Origin of the sequence: Aequorivita echinoideorum, from assembly GCF_018476645.1 — a bacterium.
Classification (GTDB): domain Bacteria; phylum Bacteroidota; class Bacteroidia; order Flavobacteriales; family Flavobacteriaceae; genus Aequorivita; species Aequorivita echinoideorum.
Map to the genome: position 1 here is coordinate 319,459 of NZ_JAHCTB010000003.1, position 24,536 is coordinate 343,994.

Sequence of the window (24,536 nt, forward strand, 5' to 3'; positions counted from 1 at the left end):
TTCTTAAAAAAAACAAATGTCAAAAGATTTACGGATAGTATTTATGGGCACGCCAGAATTTGCGGTAGGCGTTTTAAAGGAACTGGTTGCGGCGGAGAAAAATATTGTAGGCGTTGTTACGGCACCGGACAAACCTGCTGGCCGCGGCAGGCAAATTTCCACATCTGCGGTGAAAGATTTTGCAATGGAGAAAAACCTCAACATTTTGCAGCCTACCAATTTAAAGGATGAAAGTTTTCTGGCAGAATTAAAAAAACTGAATGCCAACCTCCAAATTGTTGTAGCATTTAGAATGCTGCCCAAAATAGTTTGGCAAATGCCAGAATTGGGGACTTTTAACCTTCACGCCTCCCTCCTACCGCAATATCGCGGTGCGGCACCCATAAATTGGGCAATTATAAACGGTGAAAAGAAAACAGGCGTCACTACTTTTTTTATCGATGAAAAAATTGATACCGGCGACATCATTCTAAATAAGGAAGTAGGAATTGAAAAAAAAGAAACAGCCGGAACGCTTTACAAAAAACTCATGGATACCGGGAGCCAGCTTGTTTTGGAAACTGTTTCACAAATTGAAAATGGTACGGTAAAAACTATAACCCAACCCAAAAGGGATATTTTAAAGGACGCCCCGAAATTAACGCCAGAAAACACCAAAATCAATTGGCAAAAAGCTGGGGATGAAATCGATTCTTTTATTAGAGGACTTGCGCCGTATCCCGTGGCGTGGTCGTTTCTCATTAATAATAATGAAAAAGTAAAGGTGAAAATTTATGCCGCAACTTTTTTAAAAGAAACTCATAATATGAATAATGGGCAAATTTTAAGTTCAAAAAAAGAACTCAAAATTGCGGTGAATGATGGTTTTGTTTCAATTACTGAAATGCAACTTCCCGGAAAGCGAAAAATGGACATTGCTTCGCTATTGAACGGATATTCGTTTGAAGCCAATTCTAAACTTTTGTAAAGCCTTGCCATTGCTGCTATTGTAAAAAATGAGTAAAAAAGCTCGTGTTTATTAACAAACCGCCAAAGTTATCAACAAAAAAAGCGATTTAGCGCGTGGTTACTTGCCTGAACCGATAATCCTGTTAAATTTGTAGGGCAATTAATAGAAGTTTAACCAACAATTTAATTTAAAAAAATTATGAACAAATCAGATTTAATCGATGCAATGGCAGAAGATGCTGGTATCACAAAAGCATCTGCGAAAAAAGCATTGGAATCTTTCTTAGGAAATGTAGAAAAATCCCTAAAAAAAGGTGACAGAGTATCTCTTGTAGGTTTTGGATCTTGGTCAGTTTCAAAAAGAGCTGCTAGAGAAGGAAGAAATCCACAAACTGGAAAAACAATTAAAATTGCTGCAAAGAAAGTAGTGAAATTTAAGGCTGGTTCAGATTTACAAAACAGCGTAAACTAATTGTAAATCATATTTTACAAATTCAGAATCCTTCTGGCTCAAGTAGTTAGAAGGATTTTTTATTTTATTAGAAGTAAATTATAATATTCCATTTTATCATTTGCGTCAAAACGAACTTCAAATACGTTAAATCTTGCTTTTTTAGAAATTAATACTTAGATTTAAAAGACCAAAACACGCGTATGACTACCCTTAAGCCAGCCAAAGGATTATTGCTAGTTGCCGAGCCTTCAATAATTGGGGATGTATCCTTCAATAGATCTGTAGTTTTAATCGCAGAATACAACGAAGCTGGCTCTGTAGGTTTTATCCTGAATAAGCCTCTTGACTATAAATTAAAAGATTTTGTGCCAGAGGTTTCCTCAAATTTGCCTGTATATAATGGAGGTCCAGTAGAACAGGATAATCTCTACTTCATCCACCGAATCCCAGAAATGATTCCGGAAAGTATTGAAATTTCCAATGGAATTTATTGGGGTGGCGATTTTAATGCCATACTCCATTTATTAAAGGACGATCAAATAAAAAAAGACCAGATTCGATTTTTCTTGGGATACTCCGGTTGGGGAATTGATCAATTGGAAAAGGAACTTGAAGTGAACAGTTGGGTTGTAGCACCAAATAATTATGATAATTTAATCGTGGGAAAATCAAACAGCAATTTCTGGAAAGAAAAAATGATTGAATTTGGAGGTGATTATCTGTTGTGGTCCAATGCTCCCGAAAACCCGGCCTTTAATTAGTCTAACCGAGCCTTTGCATTCAATCTTGAAATCAAATTTTTAGCCACGGTTGTGGAAAATTCCTTTTTTCTGAATTTCGTTATGGGCCTAATCCCCACAATCACATTCGTTATAAAAATTTCATCTGCTTTTTGAAGCTCGAACGGCGAAATGGATGCTTCTTCAAAAGTATATTCGGAAAAATTTTTCAACAACGAAATTATTTGTTTCCGCATTATTCCGTTTAAGCAACCATCGGATAATGGCGGAGTTTTTATTTGATTTTCTTTAACCAAAAAAATATTTCCGTTTAACGCTTCCACGATTTGTTTGTCTTCATTGATAAGCAAACAATTATCATACTCATTCTCCGAAGCGTAGATACTTCCCAATATATTTACAATTTTACCTGTGGTTTTAATTGTTGAAAGCAGACCGGAATTTATGTAATGGTCCTTGAAAAGTTCCACTTCGTATTCGTTTTCTTCCAATGTATAAAATGGAATTTTGAGTGTCTCGAAGGATATGGCGTATTCAACATTATTTGTAGCTGGTCTATATTTTCCGCCCGTTTTTCGCCAAACAAGCATTTTAACACGAAAGGTCTTCGTATCAGATTTTTCGCTTTCAAGTGTTTTAAAAATTTCATTCTGCAAAAACTCCATAGTAAAGTTCATAGGGATTTCCATTCTTAGAATCCGCATGGAGGCCATTAAACGGAAATAGTGATCTTCCCAAAAAAAAATCTTTCCGCCAGAGACTTTCATGGTTTCAAAAACCGCATCTCCATAATTGAGGCCTCGATTGTGAAGTTCAATTTGCTTTTCTTCTAAAAGTAATGTGCCGTTAAAATTTATCATGAAAAAAACCGTCCTGATTTTTCAAGACGGTGGAAAGATAGTTTTGCATTTTTAGGCAGAACCCAGTATTTGTTTAAGGTTTGAAACCAAATTATCCCAAAGCATTTTGCCTTCCTCGATTTCATCTTCTTCGGCATAGTCTGTAATCATCAAAGATACATCCTTTGTGATTTCGTCAACTTGTATCCGCAGTTCAAAATAAAAGTCGCTTCCCTCATCCTCAACCCATCTAAATTTGATACGCTCAGGACTTTTTTTGCTAAGCAGCTTTGCTTTTTCCTCACTTCCGGACCAAATAAAGGTGTAAAACTCGCCGCGGGAATTTACATTGTCCGCGTACCATTCTGAAAGCCCAGATGGTGTAGAAATATATTGATATAGTAATGAAGGGGATACCTGAATGGGAAACTCCATTTCATATTTTATCTTGTCTTCCATAGTTGTCTGTTAGTTATCGCCCAATATATAGATATTAATTTTAACCTCAAATATAAGTTTGAAAAAAAAATCGCATTTTTCGACTTAGTTTAAAATGAAAATATTTTTGACTAAAAAGCCATACATTATTTGCCGCAGATGAATTTGTTTCTATCTTTGCAAACTCAAAAATACGGCGAGGTAGCTCAGCTGGTTAGAGCGTCGGATTCATAACCCGGAGGTCGCGAGTTCAAGTCTCGCTCTCGCTACAAAAACCTAGTGGAATTCACTGGGTTTTTTTATTTCCGATTTTTCATCCTTTCAACATTTGGTTACAGGTCATCAAAAATATCGTTTGTTGCAATGTTGGAACTTTGATGAATATTCTTACATTTGTTCAAAACAAGTTGATAAGTTATTTCGCACTGCTCTAGTGGTGAGGGCTTTAAGAGTTATCTTTATTTCGAACTCTTAAACCCACATTATTATGAAAAATTATTTTATCGCATTCGTAATGCTAGCAGGCGTAGCTATGAGCTGCACACCAGAAAATCAAATTAGTGATGAACAAGCAATCGACAAAGTCAAAATCTGCCCCCCAGGCGACCGCAACTGTAACGGGATCCTGGATTCTGAAGAATAAAACTAAAATTAGTTTCTATATTACATTTTTGGCAGTCGTGGCTATTTTATCGCCATTCTTACATATTTTTTATCTGCTAAATGACAATGAGGGCATATTTGGCTTTGCTTATATGTCCTCATTTATGTATACCTTAGCACTCCCACTAATGGCTATTTCCTCAGGACTTCTCTTAAAATTTGTCAGTAGTAAAATTTTTGAATTTAAGTCACTTTTTAATTTTATAGGAAACTCTTTCCTTTTTGTGGGTATATTTTTTATGATATATACTTTTATGCCGATGAGTGATTTTTCTAAAGAAGTATATTTCGGCTCCTTATTAGTCCTTTCTTTCATAATCACTTTCATTTTCCATTATGCTCAAAAAGCCGTTCTAAGAACCGAACAACGCCTAAAAAATATTATATCTAAACTTTTTGATTTTATTATTCTTGAAACTCCCCGTAAACACGTTGCTGAGGAAAAGCAGATTGATTATGTGATTTCTTACGAGAAAATCATTAACGATATAAGCGAAGAATGAACGCGACCTTAAAAAATCTCAGAAAATTGTATACGCTTGGTATGCTTTCTGAGGCCGCAAAAAAGCACGCGGAACGCTGCATAAAGGAAAGATATGCTCGCTTTAAAGAACAACCTACTCCTGAAAAATTTGACTTTGTTACAATGGATTATATAAATTAATACTAATCTCTTTATTTTATAGCAGTTTTGAGTTCATCAAAATTTAAAGAGAATTGTTCACCAGTTTTCATGTTTTTTAAAGTATATGCTTTTTCATTCATTTCCTTTTCTCCCGCCAAGACTACAAAAGCAATATTTCGTTTATCGGCATAACCCATTTGTTTGCCCATTTTTGCTTCATCAGGATACAACTCTGCGGCAATCTGGCTCTTACGTAATTTTGAAATTGCTTCCATTGCATATAGCGATTCCTTTTCGCCAAAATTGATAAAAAGAATTTTGGTGTTTGCCGAAACGGTTTCCGGAAACAAGTTTAGTTGCTCCAGTACGAGATAAATTCTATCTAGGCCAAAGGAAATTCCTACTCCACTAACATTCTTAAGTCCAAAAATCCCTGTAAGATCATCATACCTACCGCCGCCGCCTATGCTTCCCATAGCCACACCATCTGGCGCTACAACCTCAAAAATCGCACCCGTGTAATAATTTAAGCCGCGAGCCAGGGTGACATCAATTTCCAGATTGGCCGTTTGTAACCCAAGCTTCGAAATAGTTTCGGTAATAAATCGAATTTCATTTATTCCCATAATACCTACTTCGGAAGTACTGAGCATCTTTTCCAGATTATTCAACTTTTCTTCAGAAGTACCTTTAAATGAAAATAAAGGCTGTAACTTTTCAAGTGCATTTTCAGAAATTCCTTTTTCTCGCATTTCCTTTTTGACACCTTCTTCACCTATTTTATCGAGCTTATCCAGTGCTACAGTAAAATCTATCAATTGTTCTTCGGCTCCCATGACTTCGGCAATTCCACTTAAAATCTTCCGATTATTTATTTTGATGGTAACGCCTTTTAAATTCAGCTTGTTAAAAACATCGTCATACAATTGAACGAATTCCACTTCCTGCCATAGCGATGTAGAGCCAACAACATCCGCGTCACATTGAAAAAATTCACGAAAACGCCCTTTTTGGGGTCTATCTGCACGCCAAACCGGTTGTATTTGATAACGTTTGAAAGGAAATGTAATTTCATTTTGGTGCTGTACCACGTAGCGCGCAAATGGTACTGTTAAATCATAACGCAGCGCCTTTTCTGAAATATGTGAAGTAATTTTATTGCTATCTTTTTCAGTATAAATTTCAGTATCCACTTTGGAAAGAAAATCCCCGCTGTTCAAAATTTTAAAAATCAAACGGTCGCCCTCATCGCCATATTTTCCCATCAGAGTTTCGCTATTTTCAAAAGATGGTGTTTCAATAGGTTGAAAACCGTAAAGTGAGAATGCCTGCTTTATGATGTTCATTATGTAATTACGGCGCGTAACCTCTTCCGGTCCAAAATCTCGTGTTCCCTTGGGGATGGATGGCTTTTTCAAAATAAAATCAATATTAAAATGTAAGGGGCAAAGATAGTTTAATTTTAAAGGTTGCCTCGATTCTTTTATAGTTGAAGAAATACAAATTTTCAAATAATGGTAACTTTATCGTCTATTTAAAGTCTAACCAGTAACTAAACACAACTTATGTTTTCACTTTTTCGGGAAAATGTGCGCATTGCGCTAGATTCTATAAGAGGCCAGCTTTTGCGTACCATTCTCACTATTGTAATTATAGGGATTGGCATTTGGGCACTTGTGGGAATTTTGAGCGCCGTAAAAGCGCTGGAAACTACGGTATCCAGTGGTTTTGCTTCAATGGGTTCCAATACATTTAATATTCAACAATATGAATTTTCAATACAGGGCAACAATGGTAAAAGGGAAAGAATCAATCCTGTAATCAGTTACAATAACGTCCGGGAATTTGTGGATAAATATCAATATCCATTAACAAAGACATCGGTTTCTTTTCAGGGAACCAGTGCTGCGGAAGTACGCTACGGAAGTGAAAAGACCGATCCTGAAGTACAGGTTTATGGCGTAAATGAAAACTACCTCGAAAATACCGGGACCGAAATTGATAAAGGCCGAAATTTTACAATCTTTGACATCGAAAACAATAATAAGGTTTGTATTATAGGATCAGATTTTCTGAAAAAATTGTTTGAAAATGATGATCCCATTAACAAAACGATCAGTATTCGCGGTGCAAAATTCAAAATTATTGGTGTTTTGGAATCAAAAGGTTCCACCTTTGGGAATAATCAGGATTTGAAAGTACTTATTCCCATTCAAGTGGCGCGGGGTATGTATACGCAAGCAAATATAAATTATACAATAAGTGTGAAAGTGGGCGAACAGGAAATGATGGAAGGCGCGCAGGATGAAGCCATTATCACATTTAGGAATATAAGAAGCCTTAGCCCCGTTGAAGAAAATAATTTTGGGATTGAGCGCAGTGACGATTTACTGAACCGGATTGCCACAATTTCAGGCTATCTAGAAGTTGCCGCTTGGATTATAAGCATTATTACAATTTTAGGGTCATCCATAGCGCTTATGAATATAATGTTGGTTTCGGTTACGGAACGCACACGGGAAATAGGTGTACGAAAAGCTTTGGGCGCAAAACGCTCCACAATTTCAACACAATTTTTTATGGAGACCATTGTAATTGGTCAGTTCGGGAGTGTGTTGGGAATTATCTTGGGAATTTTGACCGGTTTCGCGTTTGCGAAAATTTTTGATTTTGAATTTACAATTCCTTGGGCTGCGATGATTTGGGCAACCATAATAACTTTTATCGTCGCAGTTATTGCGGGTAGTTATCCAGCTTCAAAAGCGGCACGGCTTGACCCTATTGAAAGTTTGAGATACGAGTAATCTTAAAATTGAGTTTCAGCAAAAACTCAATTCATTATTCATTCAATAAATCACTAAAATAATCGAAAAGTTCACCTTTGGTGATGACTGCGCCTTGTTGTATCAATGCAAAAATATCTTTATTCCGATCGTCGCTTATCGCTTTCGCGGAAGTATACATACTCACGCTATCGTTCTGGATGTTTTGCTGAAGCCATTTATATCCATACTTAGTTGTTATGTCCACATTCTCCTCTTCAACTTTAATTGCCACCAATTGCATATCAAATTCTGAAATGTGAAATAAAAAAAGTTGCTTGGGCGAAAAATGTTCTAAATATTTCACTTGATTCAATACACCTTCCCAAATCAAATCACTGAAAATATCCAATTCCTTCTCAGCAACTTCAGGTTTGCCTTTTTTTATTTCATCCCATTCCTTCGCAGTAATAGATTGAGTGGCCAAAAAATTGATGAATTCTTGATGCAATTCCTCAAATTGCTCCTTTGTAAGACGTGCGTATTTCATATGTATATAAAAAAATAAAACCCTTCCCGATAACGGAAAAGGTTTTAAAACAATTAATAGAGTGTATTATTCAGCCTCGGCCTCTGGCGTAGCATCCTGCTTTGCCTCTGGTTTTGGCTCAGACTTCGTTTTATTTGCTGGCTTTGCTTCTGCAACCACATCAAAAGATAAATTGCTTATCACTTCTCTGTGGAAACGGACAGTAGCATCGTATTGTCCGGTACGTTTTACGGCACCACCTGCAACGCTGATGTATTTCTTATCGATTGAAACCCCTTCTTTCTCAAGAGCTTCTGCAAGATCAGCATTAGTTACGGATCCAAAAAGTTTATCACCTTCGCCAGTTTTGGCAGTGATTTTTATTTCAATTCCATTCAATTTATCTGCTTGGCTCTTTGCGTCGTCAATAGATTTTTTCTCTTTAAAAGCGCGTTGCTTCAACATTTCAGCCAAAACTTTTTTAGCTGAAGGTGTTGCAAGTACTGCGTGCCCTTGCGGAATCAAAAAATTTCTTCCATAGCCGTTCTTCACGGTTACTATATCATCTGTAAATCCCAGATTTTCTACGTCTTTCTTTAATATAAGTTCCATAATACTTTCTGGTTTTATTTTAATAAATCTGCTACGTATGGCATAAGTGCAAGGTGACGCGCTCTTTTAACGGCAACGGCTACCTTACGTTGGTATTTCAATGAAGTTCCGGTAAGTCTTCTAGGAAGGATTTTACCTTGCTCATTCACAAATTTCAATAAGAAATCTGGATCCTTATAATCAACATACTTAATGCCCGATCTTTTAAAACGGCAGTATTTCTTTGTTTTGCTTGTCTCTATGTTAAGAGGAGTAAGATATCTTATCTCTCCGTCTTTTTTTCCTTTTGCTTGTTGTTGTAATGTAGCCATAATTTATGCTGATTTTTTATCGCGGTTTCTTCTCTTTTCTGCCCAAGCAATTGCGTGCTTGTCTAGGCTCACTGTAAGGTAACGCATAAAACGCTCATCCCTTTTGAACTCTGTTTCAAGTTCGTGTACAACTTCACCGTCAACGGTGAATTCAAAAAGGTGGTAGAATCCACTTTTTTTGTTTTGGATTGGGTAAGCAAGTTTTTTCAAGCCCCAATTTTCTTTGGATATCATCTTAGCACCTTTAGAAACAAGAAGATCTTCGTATTTCTTTACTGTTTCCTTTATCTGGTCTTCAGATAAAACGGGATTTAAGATGAAAACAGTTTCGTAATGATTCATAAAAAATCGATTAAAATTATTATTTGAACTCATGGCTTTCTGCCAAGAGCGTGCAAAAATACTACTTTATTTTAAATATTCAAACATCACCGATAATTAGATTTTTTGAAGCATTTATTAGATGAAATGCATATTTTTTTCGACAAATGAAAAAATAGTTGCATTTCATCGGATTTTTTGATAATATTGCCTAAGTAAACCTACTACTGTGGAGAAGACAATTCTTAAATGTGCGATTGTAGACGATTCTACATTGCAAAGGCTTTCAATTGTAAAGCTTGTTCAAATGCACCCATCTCTTGAACTTGTCGGAGAGTACAAAAACGCCATTGAGGCCAAAATGGGACTTGCCTCAACCGAAATTGACCTCGTTTTTTTGGACATTGAAATGCCCATTCTATCAGGTTTTGATTTGCTGGACGATCTTCTGCGTAAGCCTCAGGTCATTTTCGTTACGGGAAAGACCAAATATGCATTTAAGGCATTTGACTACGATGCTGTAGATTATCTGCGAAAGCCAATTTCGAAAGAACGTTTCTTGAATGCGGTGCATAAGGCAATCACTAATTATAAAATGAAACACGAAGAAGGTTTTGACGATGAAGATTTCATTTTCGTGAAAAGTAATTTGAAAAAAAGAAAAGTTTTCTTAAATGAACTTCGTTACATTGAAGCACTTGGCGATTATGTAAAGCTTGTTACAGAACACGATTCCTTAGTAGTTCTGTCCACAATGAAGGCATTTCAAGCCTTGTTGCCCGATGAACGGTTTTTGCGCATACATAAATCCTATATTGTAAACCTGGAAAAAGTGCAACGCTACAACAGCAAGACCATTGAACTGGAAAAGGAAAAATTGCCGTTAAGCCGCAACCGAAAAGCAGATCTCGCCGAAGCGCTTGCCGCAAGCAGCAACTAGTAGCTATCTACATCGATATTCACGCGAACGCTAACAAATTCCTTTATGGAATTAAAACTGCGCTCCACTCCCAATATGTATTTTTTGGTTTTCTCCAGCGATTGTGTTTTTGGAATTTTAACCAATAAATGGATAATATATTTATTTTTAATTCTACCCACCGGCGGGGCTTCCGGTCCTAATACATTTTCATGTAATTTCAATTCCAATGCCTGCCCAAACCACGTAGCGGCTTTTTGTACCCTTTCCAAATTTTTATCCTTAAATACTATTTTTATAATTCTGAAAAATGGCGGATACTTGTATTGATAACGCTCCTCAAGCTGTTCCTTATACATAGCTCTATAATCATTTACACTAACCTGTTTCAATATTTGATGGTATGGATTATAAGTCTGTATCAATACCTTGCCACGCTTTTTCGTACGGCCTGCCCTACCGGAAACCTGTTGCAGTAAATGAAAACTTCTTTCGTGCGCCCTAAAGTCGGGGAAATTCAAAAGATTATCTGCGTTCATTACACCCACCAGGCTTATATTTCTGAAATCGAGTCCTTTTGCGAGCATTTGTGTGCCGACCAAAATATCAATTTCTTCGTTTTCAAGGGATTCAATCAATTTTCCGTAGGCATTTTTTCCCTTCGTGGTATCTTGATCCATGCGAGCAATGGTAGAATTTGGAAAAAGCGATTTTAATTCGGTTTCAATTTGTTCGGTTCCAAAACCTTTCGTGTCCAGCGTTTGGCTTCCGCAAGCCATACAGCTTTGCATCATTGCCATGTGGTAACCGCAGTAATGGCAGCGCAGCTGATTTTTATGCTGATGAAATGTCAAACTAACATCGCAATTGGGACATTGGGGAGAAACACCGCAAGTAGTACATTCCACAACCGGAGAAAAACCTCTTCTATTCTGAAAAAGAATTGCTTGTTCACCGTTTTTCAAAACTTCACGCATTTCTTCCAAAAGCCTATCACTAAAATGCCCAGTCATCAGTTTCTTCTTGTTTTTCTCTTTAATATCAACCAATTCGATATCAGGCATCAACACATCACCAAAACGTTTTTTTAATGTAACCAGACCATATTTTCCAATTTCAGCATTGTGGTAACTTTCCAACGAAGGCGTGGCAGAACCCATCAAAAGTTTTGACTTGTGAAAATTTGCCAAAACCACAGCGCTATCGCGGGCGTGATAACGTGGAGCGGGACTGTATTGTTTAAAGGAAGGCTCGTGCTCCTCATCCACTACAATAAGCCCCAAATTTTGGAAAGGCAGAAAAAGTGACGACCGCGCCCCTATTACAATTTGAGCTTTCGGTTTTTCGTTTAAAACATTTTTCCAAACTTCAACCCGTTCGTTTACTGAAAATTTTGAGTGATATACGGAAATTCTTTCGCCAAAATATTTTTGCAGTCGGCTGATGAGTTGGGTGGTCAAGGCAATTTCCGGAAGCATATACAAAATCTGCTTGCCAGCTTCCAGCATTTCTTCGATCAACCGAACGTAAATTTCAGTTTTACCGCTGGAGGTTACACCGTGCAACAACACAATTTCGTTTTCTTTAAATGAAGTTTTTATCTCTTGAAAGGCATCAGACTGAGCAGCGCTAAGCTCCTTTATTTCTGAATTTGATTCGCCAGCGTATTCAAATCTATCTTTTTGGATAAAATATTCCTCTAAAATACCCTTGTCAATCAACGTTTTCAACGTGCTGGAAGTGCTTCCACTTTTCTTTTGAAGGGAAATGGAACCAACCGGTTTTCTGGTTTGTGCCGAAAGCATAAAAAGCGTCATTAAAACCTCTTTTTGTTTAGTGGCATTCGCGTTGAGCGAATCCAACAGCAAACGCAATTTTTCTTCAGAAGTGTACTGTGGCGCTAGTTTTATAAATCGCTTTAATTTTGGGGTATACTGTTCGTAAATTTTTTCTTCGACGGTAACAATGTTCTTCTCGATTAATTTCTGAATAACGGCAACCACATTTTTTCGGTCCAAAATGGAACGCGCATCATTTATATGAAGCGAGGACTGATGTTGAAGCGCTTCGTAAAGCAAAAATTCATCATCACTCATATTCTCATCCTTCACATTTCTATTGGAGCCAATTTTTATAATTGTTTCACTTTGCAAAAGAAATGCGCTTGGCAGTGCAGCTTTTATGACCTCTCCCAGCGAGCACAAATAATAATCCGCAATCCATTGCCAATGCTGTAATTGAAGTGGAGTAATTATTGGCTCTTCATCCAGAATTTGGTCTATGGATTTTGCCTCGTACCCCAGCGGTGGCGTGTCGTGGACTTGATAGACAATTGCAGTATAGATTTTTGACTTCCCAAAAGGAACCGAGACACGCATTCCCTGTTTCAAAAATGCCGCCTCATGGCTATTTACCGTGTAGGTAAATGCTTGCTTTAGGGGAATGGGCAAAATTACATCTATAAAATACACTGGGTCTCGTTGAAGTTTAGCGATTCTAGTTTTTTGAAAAAAAGTACGGAAATTGAAATAAAAAAGCCACCAAAAATTGGTGGCTTAAAGATACTATATTTAATATTTTAATTGACGCGCTGCCAATATTGTGTTCTTCCCAAAAGTGAAAAACCGATATATCCACGAACCTTCAATTTATTTTCGCCTTCAAGTTCAATATAGGATTTATAAACTTTTCCTGATGTAGGATCGGTGATGGTTCCATCATTGTATTCAGAACCATCTTTTGTAAGACCTTTTAAAATTACCATTCCCATAATTGGTTTGCCCTTATCACTACCGGTACATTCTGAGCATACTGCTTTCTGTTTTGCGGGATCAAGTATTTCAACAATTTTTCCATACACTTTCCCATCCTTTTTATAAATTTCAATAATGGATTTTGCCTCTCCGGTTTCATCATCTATTGTTTTCCATTTTCCAGTAACATCTTGTGCCACAACGCTCATAACGGTAAGCGCAATAAGTGAAATTGATAAAAATAGTTTTTTCATAGTTTCTAATTTAAGTTTGTCTTTCTAGTTTTTCTTTTAAACGTTGCAGTGAAATATTCAACTCAAATCCCAGCAACAGCAAATTTGAGTTAATCCAAATATATAACATCAAAATTAAAAGTGCACCTATAGAGCCATATAACTCGTTATAATTTGAAAAATTATTTATATAAACGCCAAAAAAATAGGTCGTCAACATAAAGAGTATAGTTGTTACTACCGCGCCCAAAGAGAAAAACCGTGAAGACTTTCCTTCTTTGGTTCCATAATAATAAAGGGTAGCAATTACAACATAAATCATTACAACAAAGACCGCAAGCTGAAAGGCCGAAAGCCAGAAAACATCATTAACAATGTAGGCCCTGCTTTCCAAGTCATTAATTACATATTCTCCGTATAAAATGACCCCAACCGAAGTTAACAACAACAATGCCAAGAAAATGGAAACGGCCAAAGCCACGAAATACTGACGAAAAAATGTTCGATTTATGGTTACATGAAACGAATATTCAAAAGCGCTAAAAATAGCATTTACGCCATTTGCCGAAAGAAAAACCGATAGAAAAAAAACGAATGACAATAACCCAGCACGTGGATTCACAGCAATATCCGCAATTACTGGATAAAAAAATTCAGTTGTCTGTGCCGGTAATAACGCTTCAATGAAAATCAAAAAGCGGGTTTGAAATCCCTCTACGGGAATTATTGGAATTAAATTTAAAAGCAAAAGCAAAAAGGGAAAAAGTGCCAAAAAAAAACTATAAGCTATAGAGCTGGCGCGTGACGAAAATGTACCCCTTATAATTCCAGTGCCATAAATGTCTAGCAAATTATAAAGAGTAAGGCCATCTAAGCCCGGCAATTTTATGCGCTTGCTATACCGCACCAAGTTCCGGATTACCGGAATATTTATTTCATCATCTTCAGTTTTATTCATTTCACCGCTTTTAGGCTCAAATCCATATTATAAACTGAGTGCGTTAGCGCGCCACTGGAGATAAAATCAACACCGCAATCAGCATATTTTCTAGCGGTTTCCAAGGTAATGCCACCACTGGATTCCGTTTGGCATTTGCCATTTATAAGTTGAACGGCCCTTCGGGTGTCTTCATAATTAAAATTATCAATCAATATTCTATGGATACTCTCATTTTGCAGAATTTCCTCAATTTCTTTAAGATTTCTCGCTTCAATTATAATTTTCAAGTCAAGTGATTTTTCGGCTAAATATTGCTTCGTTTTATTGATTGCCTTTGTAATACCACCACAAAAATCGATGTGATTGTCTTTCAGCATAATCATATCATAAAGTGCAAACCGGTGATTTTCACCACCGCCAATTTTTACCGCCCATTTTTCCAAAGCACGGATTCCTGGCGTTGTTTTCCTCGTATCGAGAATCTTTGTTTTTGTGCCCTCAAGCAGTTTCACATATTCATTCGTTTTTGTGGCAATGGCACTCATACGCTGCATCGCATTCAGCAGTAATCGTTCTGCCTTCAGGATGGATTGCGAATGGCCTTCCACATAAAAACAAACATCGCCATATTTTACTGGTGTACCATCGGTAATTTTCACATCCATTTTCAGGCCCGGATCCACATATTCCAGAACTTGGCGCGCAAAATCAACTCCAGCAATAATCCCTTCATCCTTAACTAAAAGCTTCGCGACACCGGTCGCTTCCTCTGGGATGCAAGCCAATGAACTATGGTCGCCATCTCCCACGTCTTCGCGGATGGCGTTTGCAATTATTACATCTATTTCTTTATTGAATTGTTTTTCGGAAATCATGACAAGCCATTTTCTGCTAAAATACTTTAAAAAGTTTGAAGCTGGAAGCACGAAGCTGGAAGCAGCGCAATTATCTTTGTATTTTTGAATTCTGAAAATTTTTTAAATGAAAATTACACTGCTCGCCATTGGGAAAACGGACAATAAACAACTGCAATCTTTAATGGATGATTACAGCAAGCGTTTGGGATTTTATGTTTCTTTTGAAATGGAAGTGATTCCAGACGTGAAAAATGCTAAAAATCTTTCGGAAATGCTTCAAAAGCAGGCAGAAGGCGATGAAATTTTAAGGCGAATCACAACTTCTGAAATGTTGATACTTTTAGATGAAAAGGGAAAAAGTTTTTCTTCGGAAGGTTTTTCAGAATTTCTTCAGAAAAAAATGAATAGCGGGCTAAAAAATTTGGTTTTTGCAATCGGCGGCCCTTATGGTTTCAGCGATGCAGTCTATCAACGGGCGAATGGCAAAATATCGCTTTCGGCAATGACGTTTTCGCACCAAATGGTTCGGCTTTTTTTCATTGAACAAGTGTACAGGGCATTTACCATTTTAAGAAACGAGCCCTACCACCACCGTTAAATCTGCAATTTTCGATAGTTACTTTTATCTGCAAACAAAAAACTGTACGTATTATTACCTTCGAAGTTGGGCGGGACGGTTACTTTCACAACATACGACCTATTTTCGTAGATTTTTTCAATATTTCCATTTTCAGGTCTTGAAGATTTCATTTTGAATTTCAAATTATCCAACTGAGTCATAAAATTGTCGTACAGTTCCTTATTCTTAAAAATCATTTTAAGCGCCATCGCGGATTGGTCTTCCGAATAAAAATAGGTAATGAAATAACTGGCCCGCGAAGTTCCTACCTTAAAATCCGGCACATCAAAAACAAATTTTGCGCTGCCGTAGGTTTTGTCCGTTTCCTCAGTAGCCTGATAGAAATACCATGAAATTTCACTTAAATTTTCCTGAACCTCCCCAATGCTTTGTTCGCTAAGTTCCAGCAATTGGCTAACGGATAGGTTTTGTCCAGATAGCATTATGGATGCAAATAAGGCGAAACAAAGAAATATTCTTTTCTTCATAATTAAAATTTGGATTGCTTATTTAGGTGGGGATGGCGGCAAATTTATTAAAATTAATTAAAAAACCGAAGCCAATTGCAATCCACAAAATCCGTGAACATATGGAATAAAAGCCCCACTGCGATTATTCTGGTTGGCTTGAAGAATAAGCCGATGAAATAGATTACCATTGCCCAATACCCGTGCAGTGGATGAAACCCTATGCTGCATCTATCTGCTTGAAAAATAGGAGTTGCCAGCAAATGATCCAGATCTACCAGCATAGTTGCCAGCATAATGAGCCATGCTTTTTTCCATTGGCTATGGAAAAAGACCAGCGCAATAATCCCTGGTGCCAAAAAATGAAGTGAGTAATGTACAAGAGTTTGCCACATTTTCAGCAATTAATTTTCTTGCCAAAGCAATTTTTGTGCGGTGCCATTATCGCCTAATTGATAAACACTGAGAGAAGTGGGCGTAAATTCAAATTTTTCAAACCGATTTGTAGAAAGGCTATCCAAAAAATCTTTTTTTGCAACGCCTACGGTTACGTGCGGATTATACTTATCATAACAGCTTTCATTTAAAAAACCATTTACATAATCTACCGTAAATTTCCCAATGGATGAACCATCAGGATTTTGAATGAATGCGCTATCATCACCCTTGGCCGCCATAAAAGGCCTGACACGCTTTATCACTTCTTCGTGAAGTTTCAGCAATGGCTCGCTTTTTTGAATATTAATCATAGCAAAGCTAGGGTCATTTTCTTTTGAATAATAAAATGCCTCAGCAAGCAAATTTTCTTCTTTAATTGATTCGTAACTACCTTGTAAACGCTCAAAAATGGCAGGTAAGTCCTTTTCAAAAACGTAGCATTGCAACAGTGTAATGTGTGGGACGTGGTTTTCATCAAGGCTGAAACCCGCATTGTAGTTTTGTTTTAATTGTTTGTTTATTGAAACAGCCTTCTCGTGCATTTTAGAGGAAGGAGTGAGCAAAACATCTATGGCCACTGTCTTCTCCGTTTTTGGAGAACAGGCAACAGCTAAAATTGCAAATGTTATGGCTGCGGAAAATTTCATATAAAAATTTTTAAATGAAAAATAGGCAATTGATAAAGAAATGATTTGTTCTCTAAATAAAAAAAAATGAAGCGCCCTACTCTTTTTCCCTGTTCAAAATTTTATACTCTTCATAACAGCTACTTATGGCATCCAGAATTTGAAGATCATTTGCAGTCCGGATGAAATCTTTGGAATAGCTGCATTTATTTAAAATTTCATCGATATCGGACTTTTCAAGCTGGAGAACGGCCATCAGCGTTTCACGATCATATTTACTTTGAAGCAGATTTCTTATTTCATCATCATCCTTCATTTGGCGCAACTTTTTCATTTGTCGCGGCCGTTTCCCAAAAATATTATAGAGGAAATCCGCTGGGTTAAAAATGGAGCTCAAAACTTTGCTCACCGCGCTGGGCTGGTTGCTACCGCCCTCGTAACCCGTACTAAGTCCCGCAATTCTGTATCGATAATTATCATATACGGGTATCAGTTTCGCATCAATTTCCACATATCCCGTAAGCTGCACGGGGCGTACTACTACCTCTTCCAAGGCAATTCCCAATTCGGTCATTTTTACCTTGATATCGCCAAATTTCAACCAGTCATTCGTTACCCGAACGCGCAAGGATTTAAAACCCAAATACGAGAAATACAATGTATCATTCACGGAAGCCTTGATGGCAAATTCACCTTTTTCATTTGTGGTAGTACCCACAACTTGATTCAGGTTTACGATGTTTACATTTTCCAGCAGTGCATCATCCGCATCATTCTGGACAATACCCTTAACTGTGGTAATTTCCTGCGACCAAGCAAAGCCAACAATAAATAGAAAAGCAAAAAATAGAATAATCTTTTTCATAGCAAAGCGTAATATACCAAAAAGTATAAAAACGGGCCCTAAAATAGGGCCCGTAAATATAGTTATATAGACATAATTTTTTCTGAAAAGTTTCAGAATAACTATTCTAAAAATCTATCCATTGCGGCGACGGCGTCCGCCCGTACCCTTGGTATTGGGGCGCTCGTTTTTTCTTCGGCTTTTACCTTTGAATGCAGGCCTATCGTTGCCTCCATCATTTCCGCCACTTCTCTTTTTGAAGCCTCTGCGACCACCGCCATCGCCTCGATCATTTCTGTCCCCACGTTTTCTGTTGCGGTCACGGCCTCCACCTTTTGATTTTCTTCCAGAATCTTTGCTAATCTCAACATTAATCTGCCTTCCATCCAGTTTGAAATCCTTAAAAATCCCCATTACCAATTCTTGGTGCTTGTCATCTGTATTGAAAAAGGAGAAACTGTCTTTCACATCCACCTTATAGACATCATCTTTTCCTAACTGAAGCAAATCACGAAGGAAATCCTTCAAGCTCATCCAGTCGAAATCGTCTTTGTTCCCAATATTGATGAAATACCTCGTGCTATCCTTGGCATCTTCGTCAGAAAAATTCCTTTCACCGGAAGCATTGAGATCTTTTGAATTTTTATAATAATTGAAGAAACGCGTGAATTCAACCGAAAACACCTTTTTAATGAGTTCTTCTTTGGTAAAATCTTCCAAAACTTCATTTATATTGGGAAGATAGGCATCAATCTCGTGATTTATTTTAGTATCCTTGATGCTATTTGCCAAATGGAAAAGTTGCACTTCGCAGATTTCCATTCCAGAAGGAATATCCTTCGCAATAAATTTTTTCTGGATAATTTTCTCGATACTATGGATTTTCCGCACTTCACTTTTTGATACAATTACCATAGAAACCCCAGTTTTACCGGCACGCCCGGTACGGCCGCTCCGGTGCGTATAGGTTTCAATCTCATCGGGCAGCTGGTAATTTATTACGTGCGTAATATCATCCACATCAATTCCCCGAGCGGCAACATCAGTAGCTACCAGCATCTGGATTTGACGGTTTCGGAAAGACTTCATCACCAAATCTCTTTGGTTTTGGCTCAAATCTCCGTGAAGTGCTGCGGCGTTGTAACCGTCTTCGATTAAATTTTCGGCAACCTTTTGCGTATCGCGTTTCGTTCTGCAAAACACAACTGAAAATATATCTGGATTTGCATCTGCCAAACGTTTTAGCGCGTTGTATCTATCACGGGCATTGACCAAGTAATATTCATGTGAAACCTGGTCTGACCCCACATTTTTTGTTCCCACGGTAATTTCCACGGGCGTGTGCATAAATTTTTTGGCAATTGTCGCTACCTCTTTTGGCATGGTGGCACTAAACAGCCACGTACTTTTTTCTTTTGGCGAGTGTGAGAGAATCTCTGTAATGTCTTCATAGAAGCCCATATTCAGCATTTCATCCGCCTCATCCAGCACGCAATATTCAATTTTTGATATATCTACCAATCCGCGGCCTATCATATCTTTCATACGGCCGGGCGTAGCTACCACAATTTGTGCTCCTCTTTTTATCTGTTTTGCCTGGTCCGTGATGCTGGCTCCGCCGTAAATTGCGGTAACATTAAGTCCCGGAAGATATTTACCGTAACTTATCAATTCATTGGTAATTTGAAGGCAAAGCTCACGTGTTGGAGAAAGAATGAGACCCTGCGTGGTGCGGCTGTTGACATCAATTTTTTGAAGCATCGGGAAACCGAATGCCGCCGTTTTTCCAGTACCAGTTTGTGCCAGCGAGACCATATCTGTCTCACGATCCAAAAGAATGGGAATTGTTTTTTGTTGAACTTCCGATGGGGTTTCAAAACCCATATCGGCAATGGCTTTAAGAAGATTTTCTTCCAAGCCGAGTGCTTTGAATGCAGTCATTTTTTTAAGAAATAAATTTTATATGTGTGCTAATGGGAAGCAACTGGACATATAAAACGGACAGCTTCACGATAGCACCTCCCCACCCTGGGGATTTTTACAAGGGCGCAAAAGTACTATTTTTATTTGATTTAGGATGAAATACATCTGTTAAGAAAAACCAAATGCAATTCTTTCATATTTTTATATTTGCAACCATAAAATAAATTATGAAACGAATTCTACTTACAACGGCATTACTATTAATTTCAATTCTTGGTTTTGCGCAGACCTTTGAGTTTGGTCCACTACTTCAATATCATCGCACTGCTTTTACTTTTGAAGATGATTCAAAAATTGTTGTCAGTAATAATTCTATTGATAATGGTAGCACGACTACTGAAACTAGCCCGCACGTGGCCTTTGGGGGTTATGCGGCATACTATACGGAGAATACCTTTTCATATGCGGCAGACTTATTTTATGTGTCAACTTCTTCCCCTAACTATGGAGACAATGTTTTCCATAGCATCAACCTTATCCCCACAGTAGGCGCAGAACTTGGCAATAGCAATATTCATTTTAATTTGGGAATTGGCGCCGGATTTATCTTAAATGAACCTAGTTTTGAAAATCTAAAAGACGTAGAACCCATTAATTACAAATCCATAGACGGAATCATTAAACTGGCTCTGCAATACAGAATTAAAAAAGTTTTGAGTATTGACGGCGGTGTTTTGTATGGCATCAATACCATTGTGGATGAACAGCGCAGATTCCATTTTTATCTGGGTGCGCGGGTGCCGGTGAATTTATTTTTCGAATAGATAATTATTTGGAAAGATAATCAATCAATTGCCGCATGGCTTTTCCGCGGTGGCCAATTTCACTTTTTTGGGTCAAGGTCATTTCAGCAAATGTTTTATTGAAACCCTTTGGCTGAAAAATGGGATCATAGCCAAAACCCTCGTCCCCTCTCGCAACTTTGGTAATTTCGCCCTCACAAATTCCTAAAAACATAATTTCCTCGTGCTCTAAATTTAAAGCAATAGCGGTTTTAAATCGGGCGCTTCGGTCCTGTTTTCCTTCTAAATTTTTAAGCAATTTTTCCATATTTGCTTGCGCATTGTTGGATTTTCCGGCATAGCGCGCACTATAAACACCGGGCTCATTGTTTATGGCTCTAACTTCTAGTCCAGTGTCATCGGCGAAGCAATTCAAATCATATTTCTTTCGAACGTAATTTGCTTTCAAAATGGCATTGCCCTCAATCGTTTCCGCAGTTTCTTCAATTTCCTCATTGCAGCCAATGTCATCCAAGCTCAACAATTCCAAATAATCGGGAAGCATAGCTTTTACTTCTAAAAATTTATTCTGATTATGGGTGGCAAAGACAAGTTTCATTGAAAACGTTATTTCTAATTACTATTTTTTGGAATGTTCAGCATAATATCTATCGATAATTTCTTCCGAAGCCTTTATCGTTTTCTTCAACCATTCCATTTCAATTTCGGCAATTTCAGCTGTTGGAAGTTTCCAATTTATTTTTTGTTGCTTCATTTTTGTCACAACACTTTGTAGGATTATAGCTGCAGAAACTGAAATATTCAAACTCTCGGTAAAACCGTACATCGGTATTTTCAAATAGCCATCGGCCGCGTTCATAACAGTTTCGCTTAAACCATCGCTTTCCTTTCCGAAGAAAAATGCGCTTTTTTCAGAAATATCAAAATCCTGAAGCATCGTTGCGTTTTCGTGTGGCGTAGTCGCAATAATTTTGTAACCTGAATTTCGCAGGCTCCCAATGCATTCATTTATGTAGTTATATCGCTTTAAGCTTACCCATTTTTGGGCGCCCATTGCAATTTCCTTGTCCACGCGCTTGCCCAATCGTTCTTCCACAACATGTAAATCCTGAATTCCGAAAACATCGCACGTGCGCATTACGGCACTGGTGTTATGCAGTTGGTACACATCTTCAGTAACAACAGTAAAATGCCGGGTTCTTTCAGAAAGAACTTTTTGAAAAAGATTTTTCCTTCTTTCAGTAAGATAACTTTTAAGATATTCCAGTAAAGCTAAATCCAACGAATATTTATTATTTTTAAGCGAAGATACTTATTACAATTCAGTTGACGGCCGTAGTGGTCAATTCAAAAATGAATTAAGTTATATTAAAAATTTCTATTGAAATATGAAAATAGCCGTATTGACAGGTGCTGGCGTGAGTGCGGAAAGTGGCTTGAAAACGTTTAGGGATAGCAATGGATTATGGGAAGGGCACGATGTTACCAAAGTTGCCACGCCTGAAGGTTTTGCCGAAAATCCCGTATTGGTTTTAGACTTTTACAATCAACGCCGCAAGCAATTGCTCGAAGTTTCGCCCAATGCGGCGCACAAAGCACTTGCAAAACTGGAGACCGCACACCAAGTCACAATTATTACACAAAACGTGGACGATCTGCACGAACGCGCTGGCAGCACAAACGTAGTCCACTTGCACGGCGAACTTTTAAAAGTACGTTCCACATTTGATGAAAATTTGATTTTGGACTGGAAAAAGGATCTCAATATTGGCGATTTCTGCGAACACAATCACCAATTGCGGCCGCACATTGTTTGGTTCGGAGAAATGGTACCCATGATTGAAGTTGCCGCCGAAATAGTATCAAACGCAGATGCAATAATCGTTGTGGGAACTTCCATGCAGGTTTATCCGGCTGCGGGCTTGGTACAATACGCGAAAGAAGATTCACATATTTATTTTGTAGATCCAAAACCTTCCATTTCAGAAAACAAACGTATTACCATTTTTGCGGAAAATGCCTCTACCGGAGTACCCAAGGTTGTTGAAATTTTAACTAAATAACACCAGCTATGCTTCCAAAAGATATTGAGGAAAAACTGAAAGAGGTAGACAGCAGCAGAAATAAGCGGCTGGAAATTGCCAATTGGATAACAAAAAAACCACATTATGTTCGTGAAACTTTGGAATTCGCATTTATTCCCGAAGGCGAACTCTTGGTTCAGGCTGCGTGGACCTTGGAATTTATATGCGAATTCAAGCCGAATTTTTTCTTAAAGTATATGCATCTTTTCTTTGAAAGACTACCCAAAATTAAAAATGATTCCGCTTTGCGTTCCTGCGCAAAAATCTGCGAGCTGCTTTGTCATTATCATTATATGAAAACTCTCGACATTTTTAGCTCCATTTTATCTAAAGAGGAAAGAAAAATTATTACTGAATGCAGTTTTGATTGGCTCATTACCGACCAAAAAACGGCTTGCCAAGCACCGGCAATGCAATGCCTATATTATTTGAGCTGGGATTATGACTGGATAAAACCAGAACTTAAGAACATTCTTATGGAAAATATGGCAAATGGAACGCCAGGATATCAAGCGCGTGCCAGAAAAATCTTAAAACGACTTTAAATACGAAGCTTTTACTATAAAATTTTCGGACGGCAACCAGATTTCAACATATATTTTTATAGTTTTATCCTTTAAAATTTCTTTAGATGAAAATAAAATTTTTGGCATTTTTTGCCATCGCCACCTTATTATTCGCTTCGTGCAAAAATTCCAACGAGGAGAATCAACAAATTTCAGAAGATCCAGCACCTACGGAGTCCCCATCTACTTCTCAAGCCGAGGAAATTCACCAGGATATCCCGCCGGTAGAATCAATTGAAAGCGGAATTATGCGCGGAGGTGGCGGAGAGCCATTTTGGAGCATAAAGCTTACGGCAAGCATCATCAGATTTCAGTCTGAAAGAAATGATTTCAAAGAATTTACTGCGCCGTTGGGCGATCCCACAAATACAGCAAACGGAACCACCTACACTTCAAAAAATGAAAATGGTACGATTACCGTAACACTTCTGCGCGAGACCTGTAAAGATGGGATGTCCGGTCAAAACCACACCCATAAAATTTCGGTAGAACTTCAAAATAAAAATGGAATAACCTCGCAATTTTCTGGTTGTGGTTCCTATCTTAAAGCTGAATAATTTTAAAAGTTTATGAGTATGAAAAACGTGCTTTTCGCCACGACCATTTTTTCTCTTTTGTTTTTTTCCTGTAAAAATGTAACGAAAGATGCCGATTCTTTCAAAGAAAATACCGAAACAGAACCTATAGAAAAAATTGCCACAGATAGCGGCAAACAATGCTACAGGTATACTACAGCTAAGGATACGGTTGTATTGAAATTTGAAAAAACAGGAAATGAAGTAACGGGAGAATTGCGTTACCAATATTTCGAAAAAGATAGAAATAACGGTATAATCAAAGGAAAAATGGTTGGCGATACACTTTTTGCCGATTACACCTTTAATTCTGAAGGACGTTCCTCCGTGCGTGAAGTTGCTTTTCTTCTGCAAGAAAATAGTTTTGTGGAAGGCTACGCTGAAGTAGAGGAAATTGGCGGAAAATTCAAATTCAAAGAAAATGCATCATTTACTTGGAATAACACGATGCCACTTAAAAAAATGGACTGCGCGAATTTATAATTTCCGTTTTAAAAAAATGTTGAGCCCGATTCCCCAAGAATCGGGCTTTTTAATTTTAAAAAATAACTAAGAAAAAAAAATTAGGTGCTTAAATTTCAGATTCTTATTGCTAAAATTTGCACAAAATTTTGGACTGAAATATTTCGCTGTGTGAAATATGATTT

The 24,536-nt window shown here is 37.6% G+C and carries 31 protein-coding genes and 1 tRNA gene; 14 read left to right on the forward strand and 18 right to left on the reverse strand.

Features of this window, described 5'->3' with window-relative positions:
- Nucleotides 1–16: 16 nt before the first annotated feature.
- The 3 genes from fmt to KIV10_RS08290 all read left to right on the forward strand — a co-directional run bounded on the left by fmt (nucleotide 17) and on the right by KIV10_RS08290 (nucleotide 2,163).
- On the forward strand, nucleotides 17–967 hold the full coding sequence (fmt, locus tag KIV10_RS08280; protein WP_214113039.1) for a methionyl-tRNA formyltransferase: 951 nt from the start codon (nucleotides 17–19) through the stop codon (nucleotides 965–967).
- A gap of 180 nt (nucleotides 968–1,147) precedes the next feature.
- Nucleotides 1,148–1,420, forward strand: coding sequence for an HU family DNA-binding protein (locus KIV10_RS08285; RefSeq protein WP_214113040.1), 273 nt, complete (start codon nucleotides 1,148–1,150; stop codon nucleotides 1,418–1,420).
- Between the two features lie 182 nt (nucleotides 1,421–1,602).
- Nucleotides 1,603–2,163: a YqgE/AlgH family protein gene (locus KIV10_RS08290; RefSeq protein WP_214113041.1), complete on the forward strand. Its 561-nt coding sequence runs from the start codon at nucleotides 1,603–1,605 to the stop codon at nucleotides 2,161–2,163.
- On the opposite strand, the gene KIV10_RS08295 is transcribed toward KIV10_RS08290, so the two are convergent.
- Complete coding sequence (locus KIV10_RS08295; protein WP_214113042.1) at nucleotides 2,160–3,002, reverse strand: aminotransferase class IV; 843 nt, start codon at nucleotides 3,000–3,002, stop codon at nucleotides 2,160–2,162. The two genes, KIV10_RS08290 and KIV10_RS08295, sit on opposite strands and share 4 nt — an antisense overlap.
- 51 nt (nucleotides 3,003–3,053) lie before the next feature.
- Nucleotides 3,054–3,440: an START-like domain-containing protein gene (locus KIV10_RS08300; protein WP_214113043.1), complete on the reverse strand. Its 387-nt coding sequence runs from the start codon at nucleotides 3,438–3,440 to the stop codon at nucleotides 3,054–3,056.
- Between the two features lie 174 nt (nucleotides 3,441–3,614).
- Between KIV10_RS08300 and KIV10_RS08305 the strand changes: the two genes are divergently transcribed.
- From KIV10_RS08305 to KIV10_RS08315, 3 genes are all read left to right on the forward strand, one after another.
- Nucleotides 3,615–3,688: transfer RNA gene (locus KIV10_RS08305), tRNA-Met, on the forward strand.
- Between the two features lie 294 nt (nucleotides 3,689–3,982).
- The gene (locus KIV10_RS08310) at nucleotides 3,983–4,585 is read left to right on the forward strand and encodes a hypothetical protein (RefSeq protein ID WP_214113044.1); all 603 of its coding nucleotides are present in this window, start codon (nucleotides 3,983–3,985) and stop codon (nucleotides 4,583–4,585) included.
- Entirely contained in the window at nucleotides 4,582–4,746 is a 165-nt protein-coding gene (locus tag KIV10_RS08315; protein ID WP_214113045.1) for a hypothetical protein, read from the forward strand. Before KIV10_RS08310 ends, KIV10_RS08315 begins: the two co-directional genes overlap by 4 nt.
- Nucleotides 4,747–4,757: 11 nt before the next feature.
- On the opposite strand, the gene hisS is transcribed toward KIV10_RS08315, so the two are convergent.
- A complete protein-coding gene (gene hisS, locus KIV10_RS08320) occupies nucleotides 4,758–6,128 on the reverse strand; it encodes a histidine--tRNA ligase (RefSeq protein WP_214113218.1) in 1,371 nt (456 codons plus the stop codon).
- A gap of 144 nt (nucleotides 6,129–6,272) precedes the next feature.
- On the opposite strand from hisS, the gene KIV10_RS08325 reads away from it, so the two are divergent.
- Complete coding sequence (locus tag KIV10_RS08325; RefSeq protein WP_214113046.1) at nucleotides 6,273–7,511, forward strand: ABC transporter permease; 1,239 nt, start codon at nucleotides 6,273–6,275, stop codon at nucleotides 7,509–7,511.
- 34 nt (nucleotides 7,512–7,545) lie between these two features.
- On the opposite strand, the gene KIV10_RS08330 is transcribed toward KIV10_RS08325, so the two are convergent.
- The 4 genes from KIV10_RS08330 to rpsF all read right to left on the reverse strand — a co-directional run bounded on the left by KIV10_RS08330 (nucleotide 7,546) and on the right by rpsF (nucleotide 9,263).
- Nucleotides 7,546–8,019: a DUF6495 family protein gene (locus KIV10_RS08330; RefSeq protein ID WP_214113047.1), complete on the reverse strand. Its 474-nt coding sequence runs from the start codon at nucleotides 8,017–8,019 to the stop codon at nucleotides 7,546–7,548.
- Between the two features lie 66 nt (nucleotides 8,020–8,085).
- The gene (rplI, locus tag KIV10_RS08335; RefSeq protein WP_214113048.1) at nucleotides 8,086–8,610 is read right to left on the reverse strand and encodes a 50S ribosomal protein L9; all 525 of its coding nucleotides are present in this window, start codon (nucleotides 8,608–8,610) and stop codon (nucleotides 8,086–8,088) included.
- Between the two features lie 14 nt (nucleotides 8,611–8,624).
- On the reverse strand, nucleotides 8,625–8,921 hold the full coding sequence (gene rpsR / locus KIV10_RS08340) for a 30S ribosomal protein S18 (protein ID WP_214113049.1): 297 nt from the start codon (nucleotides 8,919–8,921) through the stop codon (nucleotides 8,625–8,627).
- A 3-nt stretch (nucleotides 8,922–8,924) separates the two neighbouring features.
- The gene (rpsF, locus tag KIV10_RS08345) at nucleotides 8,925–9,263 is read right to left on the reverse strand and encodes a 30S ribosomal protein S6 (RefSeq protein ID WP_214113050.1); all 339 of its coding nucleotides are present in this window, start codon (nucleotides 9,261–9,263) and stop codon (nucleotides 8,925–8,927) included.
- A 208-nt stretch (nucleotides 9,264–9,471) separates the two neighbouring features.
- Between rpsF and KIV10_RS08350 the strand changes: the two genes are divergently transcribed.
- The gene (locus KIV10_RS08350) at nucleotides 9,472–10,182 is read left to right on the forward strand and encodes a LytR/AlgR family response regulator transcription factor (RefSeq protein WP_214113051.1); all 711 of its coding nucleotides are present in this window, start codon (nucleotides 9,472–9,474) and stop codon (nucleotides 10,180–10,182) included.
- Here the strand turns inward: KIV10_RS08350 and priA are convergent.
- From priA to nadC, 4 genes are all read right to left on the reverse strand, one after another.
- The gene (gene priA / locus KIV10_RS08355; RefSeq protein ID WP_214113052.1) at nucleotides 10,179–12,632 is read right to left on the reverse strand and encodes a replication restart helicase PriA; all 2,454 of its coding nucleotides are present in this window, start codon (nucleotides 12,630–12,632) and stop codon (nucleotides 10,179–10,181) included. The genes KIV10_RS08350 and priA overlap by 4 nt on opposite strands.
- Nucleotides 12,633–12,739: 107 nt before the next feature.
- Complete coding sequence (locus KIV10_RS08360; RefSeq protein WP_214113053.1) at nucleotides 12,740–13,168, reverse strand: DUF2147 domain-containing protein; 429 nt, start codon at nucleotides 13,166–13,168, stop codon at nucleotides 12,740–12,742.
- Between the two features lie 10 nt (nucleotides 13,169–13,178).
- Complete coding sequence (locus tag KIV10_RS08365) at nucleotides 13,179–14,105, reverse strand: YihY/virulence factor BrkB family protein (RefSeq protein WP_214113054.1); 927 nt, start codon at nucleotides 14,103–14,105, stop codon at nucleotides 13,179–13,181.
- A complete protein-coding gene (nadC, locus tag KIV10_RS08370; RefSeq protein ID WP_214113055.1) occupies nucleotides 14,102–14,962 on the reverse strand; it encodes a carboxylating nicotinate-nucleotide diphosphorylase in 861 nt (286 codons plus the stop codon). The genes KIV10_RS08365 and nadC overlap by 4 nt, the downstream gene beginning before the upstream one ends.
- A gap of 106 nt (nucleotides 14,963–15,068) precedes the next feature.
- Between nadC and rlmH the strand changes: the two genes are divergently transcribed.
- A complete protein-coding gene (gene rlmH / locus KIV10_RS08375) occupies nucleotides 15,069–15,542 on the forward strand; it encodes a 23S rRNA (pseudouridine(1915)-N(3))-methyltransferase RlmH (protein WP_214113056.1) in 474 nt (157 codons plus the stop codon).
- Here the strand turns inward: rlmH and KIV10_RS08380 are convergent.
- The 5 genes from KIV10_RS08380 to KIV10_RS08400 form a co-directional block, all read right to left on the reverse strand.
- On the reverse strand, nucleotides 15,539–16,051 hold the full coding sequence (locus KIV10_RS08380; protein ID WP_214113057.1) for a hypothetical protein: 513 nt from the start codon (nucleotides 16,049–16,051) through the stop codon (nucleotides 15,539–15,541). The genes rlmH and KIV10_RS08380 overlap by 4 nt on opposite strands.
- A gap of 53 nt (nucleotides 16,052–16,104) precedes the next feature.
- The gene (locus KIV10_RS08385; RefSeq protein WP_214113058.1) at nucleotides 16,105–16,425 is read right to left on the reverse strand and encodes a DUF6122 family protein; all 321 of its coding nucleotides are present in this window, start codon (nucleotides 16,423–16,425) and stop codon (nucleotides 16,105–16,107) included.
- A 9-nt stretch (nucleotides 16,426–16,434) separates the two neighbouring features.
- Nucleotides 16,435–17,115, reverse strand: coding sequence for a 2'-5' RNA ligase family protein (locus tag KIV10_RS08390; protein WP_214113059.1), 681 nt, complete (start codon nucleotides 17,113–17,115; stop codon nucleotides 16,435–16,437).
- Nucleotides 17,116–17,191: 76 nt separating this feature from the next.
- On the reverse strand, nucleotides 17,192–17,959 hold the full coding sequence (locus tag KIV10_RS08395; protein WP_214113060.1) for a carboxypeptidase-like regulatory domain-containing protein: 768 nt from the start codon (nucleotides 17,957–17,959) through the stop codon (nucleotides 17,192–17,194).
- Nucleotides 17,960–18,073: 114 nt separating this feature from the next.
- Entirely contained in the window at nucleotides 18,074–19,879 is a 1,806-nt protein-coding gene (locus KIV10_RS08400; protein WP_214113061.1) for a DEAD/DEAH box helicase, read from the reverse strand.
- Between the two features lie 209 nt (nucleotides 19,880–20,088).
- On the opposite strand from KIV10_RS08400, the gene KIV10_RS08405 reads away from it, so the two are divergent.
- Nucleotides 20,089–20,685, forward strand: coding sequence for a hypothetical protein (locus KIV10_RS08405; RefSeq protein ID WP_214113062.1), 597 nt, complete (start codon nucleotides 20,089–20,091; stop codon nucleotides 20,683–20,685).
- Between the two features lie 4 nt (nucleotides 20,686–20,689).
- Here KIV10_RS08405 and KIV10_RS08410 read toward each other — a convergent pair whose 3' ends face one another.
- Entirely contained in the window at nucleotides 20,690–21,262 is a 573-nt protein-coding gene (locus tag KIV10_RS08410) for a non-canonical purine NTP diphosphatase (protein WP_214113063.1), read from the reverse strand.
- Nucleotides 21,263–21,283: 21 nt separating this feature from the next.
- Nucleotides 21,284–21,946, reverse strand: coding sequence for a TrmH family RNA methyltransferase (locus KIV10_RS08415; protein ID WP_214113064.1), 663 nt, complete (start codon nucleotides 21,944–21,946; stop codon nucleotides 21,284–21,286).
- A gap of 106 nt (nucleotides 21,947–22,052) precedes the next feature.
- Here KIV10_RS08415 and KIV10_RS08420 point away from each other — a divergent pair, with 106 nt between their 5' ends.
- The 4 genes from KIV10_RS08420 to KIV10_RS08435 all read left to right on the forward strand — a co-directional run bounded on the left by KIV10_RS08420 (nucleotide 22,053) and on the right by KIV10_RS08435 (nucleotide 24,372).
- Nucleotides 22,053–22,727 (forward strand): SIR2 family NAD-dependent protein deacylase, encoded by a 675-nt coding sequence (locus KIV10_RS08420; RefSeq protein WP_214113065.1) that lies wholly within the window; start codon nucleotides 22,053–22,055, stop codon nucleotides 22,725–22,727.
- A gap of 8 nt (nucleotides 22,728–22,735) precedes the next feature.
- Nucleotides 22,736–23,293, forward strand: coding sequence for a hypothetical protein (locus KIV10_RS08425; RefSeq protein WP_214113066.1), 558 nt, complete (start codon nucleotides 22,736–22,738; stop codon nucleotides 23,291–23,293).
- Between the two features lie 86 nt (nucleotides 23,294–23,379).
- Nucleotides 23,380–23,871: a COG3650 family protein gene (locus KIV10_RS08430; protein ID WP_214113067.1), complete on the forward strand. Its 492-nt coding sequence runs from the start codon at nucleotides 23,380–23,382 to the stop codon at nucleotides 23,869–23,871.
- 18 nt (nucleotides 23,872–23,889) lie between these two features.
- On the forward strand, nucleotides 23,890–24,372 hold the full coding sequence (locus KIV10_RS08435) for a hypothetical protein (protein ID WP_214113068.1): 483 nt from the start codon (nucleotides 23,890–23,892) through the stop codon (nucleotides 24,370–24,372).
- Nucleotides 24,373–24,536: the final 164 nt, after the last annotated feature.

Bases quoted from the DNA above. Each gene is read 5' to 3' on its own strand.
- fmt (WP_214113039.1), top strand. From the start codon at position 17: ATGTCAAAAGATTTACGGATAGTATTTATGGGCACGCCAGAATTTGCG.
- KIV10_RS08285 (WP_214113040.1), top strand. From the start codon at position 1,148: ATGAACAAATCAGATTTAATCGATGCAATGGCAGAAGATGCTGGTATC.
- KIV10_RS08290 (WP_214113041.1), top strand. From the start codon at position 1,603: ATGACTACCCTTAAGCCAGCCAAAGGATTATTGCTAGTTGCCGAGCCT.
- KIV10_RS08295 (WP_214113042.1), bottom strand. From the start codon at position 3,002: ATGATAAATTTTAACGGCACATTACTTTTAGAAGAAAAGCAAATTGAA.
- KIV10_RS08300 (WP_214113043.1), bottom strand. From the start codon at position 3,440: ATGGAAGACAAGATAAAATATGAAATGGAGTTTCCCATTCAGGTATCC.
- KIV10_RS08310 (WP_214113044.1), top strand. From the start codon at position 3,983: ATGAACAAGCAATCGACAAAGTCAAAATCTGCCCCCCAGGCGACCGCA.
- KIV10_RS08315 (WP_214113045.1), top strand. From the start codon at position 4,582: ATGAACGCGACCTTAAAAAATCTCAGAAAATTGTATACGCTTGGTATG.
- KIV10_RS08325 (WP_214113046.1), top strand. From the start codon at position 6,273: ATGTTTTCACTTTTTCGGGAAAATGTGCGCATTGCGCTAGATTCTATA.
- KIV10_RS08330 (WP_214113047.1), bottom strand. From the start codon at position 8,019: ATGAAATACGCACGTCTTACAAAGGAGCAATTTGAGGAATTGCATCAA.
- rplI (WP_214113048.1), bottom strand. From the start codon at position 8,610: ATGGAACTTATATTAAAGAAAGACGTAGAAAATCTGGGATTTACAGAT.
- rpsR (WP_214113049.1), bottom strand. From the start codon at position 8,921: ATGGCTACATTACAACAACAAGCAAAAGGAAAAAAAGACGGAGAGATA.
- rpsF (WP_214113050.1), bottom strand. From the start codon at position 9,263: ATGAATCATTACGAAACTGTTTTCATCTTAAATCCCGTTTTATCTGAA.
- KIV10_RS08360 (WP_214113053.1), bottom strand. From the start codon at position 13,168: ATGAAAAAACTATTTTTATCAATTTCACTTATTGCGCTTACCGTTATG.
- KIV10_RS08365 (WP_214113054.1), bottom strand. From the start codon at position 14,105: ATGAATAAAACTGAAGATGATGAAATAAATATTCCGGTAATCCGGAAC.
- nadC (WP_214113055.1), bottom strand. From the start codon at position 14,962: ATGATTTCCGAAAAACAATTCAATAAAGAAATAGATGTAATAATTGCA.
- rlmH (WP_214113056.1), top strand. From the start codon at position 15,069: ATGAAAATTACACTGCTCGCCATTGGGAAAACGGACAATAAACAACTG.
- KIV10_RS08380 (WP_214113057.1), bottom strand. From the start codon at position 16,051: ATGAAGAAAAGAATATTTCTTTGTTTCGCCTTATTTGCATCCATAATG.
- KIV10_RS08385 (WP_214113058.1), bottom strand. From the start codon at position 16,425: ATGTGGCAAACTCTTGTACATTACTCACTTCATTTTTTGGCACCAGGG.
- KIV10_RS08390 (WP_214113059.1), bottom strand. From the start codon at position 17,115: ATGAAATTTTCCGCAGCCATAACATTTGCAATTTTAGCTGTTGCCTGT.
- KIV10_RS08395 (WP_214113060.1), bottom strand. From the start codon at position 17,959: ATGAAAAAGATTATTCTATTTTTTGCTTTTCTATTTATTGTTGGCTTT.
- KIV10_RS08400 (WP_214113061.1), bottom strand. From the start codon at position 19,879: ATGACTGCATTCAAAGCACTCGGCTTGGAAGAAAATCTTCTTAAAGCC.
- KIV10_RS08405 (WP_214113062.1), top strand. From the start codon at position 20,089: ATGAAACGAATTCTACTTACAACGGCATTACTATTAATTTCAATTCTT.
- KIV10_RS08410 (WP_214113063.1), bottom strand. From the start codon at position 21,262: ATGAAACTTGTCTTTGCCACCCATAATCAGAATAAATTTTTAGAAGTA.
- KIV10_RS08420 (WP_214113065.1), top strand. From the start codon at position 22,053: ATGAAAATAGCCGTATTGACAGGTGCTGGCGTGAGTGCGGAAAGTGGC.
- KIV10_RS08425 (WP_214113066.1), top strand. From the start codon at position 22,736: ATGCTTCCAAAAGATATTGAGGAAAAACTGAAAGAGGTAGACAGCAGC.
- KIV10_RS08430 (WP_214113067.1), top strand. From the start codon at position 23,380: ATGAAAATAAAATTTTTGGCATTTTTTGCCATCGCCACCTTATTATTC.
- KIV10_RS08435 (WP_214113068.1), top strand. From the start codon at position 23,890: ATGAAAAACGTGCTTTTCGCCACGACCATTTTTTCTCTTTTGTTTTTT.